Origin of the sequence: Aeromonas sp. QDB62, from assembly GCF_027705695.1 — a bacterium.
In the GTDB taxonomy this organism is placed as follows: domain Bacteria; phylum Pseudomonadota; class Gammaproteobacteria; order Enterobacterales; family Aeromonadaceae; genus Aeromonas; species Aeromonas allosaccharophila.
This window is the reverse complement of record NZ_JAPDCD010000131.1, coordinates 1-843: the sequence shown is the minus strand read 5'-3', so window position 1 is coordinate 843 and position 843 is coordinate 1. Positions and strand designations below refer to the sequence as shown.

Below are 843 nucleotides of genomic sequence, written 5' to 3'. Positions count from 1 at the left end.
GGGTATTAGCTGGTCAAGGATGGCGATCATACCTCAGAAGCCGCGCCACGCCTCGCTCATATGAGGGGATGGTTAAGCATGTAAACAAGTCATCTCTTCGGAGATGATTTTTTTACATCTATTCTCACTTCACTTCACTTCACTTCACTTCACCCGTTCTGTCATTGTCTTTTTTTTAAATAAATAGCACACATCATCGCTTTCATTTTATTTGTGTGATCTTGGGCACTATGTCTTTTCTTTCTTTTTGTTACCATTGAACTGTTGGAAAGAGTTGAAAACAAAGGTATCGAAATATTCTATCATTTCTGGAGTGAAACATGTCCATCTCTCGGCGTGATTTGCTGAAGGGACTAGCGGCAACCGGCGCGGTCGCTATGACTTCATCAATTTCAGGGTGTCAAACCTCACTAAGTGGAGGCGCATCCACTGGGCGTATCAATGGAAAAACAAATTTATTAGTTGCAGTATTTCCAGATGAGATGAGAGCTCATGCTCTTGGATTTATGGGGCAAGACCCATCAGATACCCCAAATATAAATAGATTTGCGAAAGAGAGTGTTGTTCTTCGGCAAGCTGTATCCAATTTTCCACTGTGCACTCCGTTTCGTGGCATGTTAATGACGGGGCAATATCCATATCGTAATGGAATACAAGGTAACAGCCACACTGGGATGCATGGCCAGTTTGGTGGAAAAGACTTTGGTATTGAGTTGAAAAAAAAATCAGTGACTTGGTCTGATATTCTGAGTCAGCAAGGTTACTCAATCAGGGCGGGATCGCACTTTGTTAATGAAATTTGAACAGGCAGATCGTCTGTGATCTAATCGCGTCTCCATGCAG

At 42.6% G+C, this 843-nt stretch carries 1 protein-coding gene; it reads left to right on the top strand.

The features are described from left to right. Window positions 1-320: 320 nt before the first annotated feature. The gene (locus tag OKC27_RS22750) at window positions 321-803 is read left to right on the top strand and encodes a sulfatase-like hydrolase/transferase (protein ID WP_270806756.1); all 483 of its coding nucleotides are present in this window, start codon (window positions 321-323) and stop codon (window positions 801-803) included. Window positions 804-843 lie beyond the last annotated feature (40 nt).

Excerpts from the sequence above, each read along its gene's own strand:
- OKC27_RS22750 (WP_270806756.1), top strand. The coding sequence starts at position 321 with ATGTCCATCTCTCGGCGTGATTTGCTGAAGGGACTAGCGGCAACCGGC.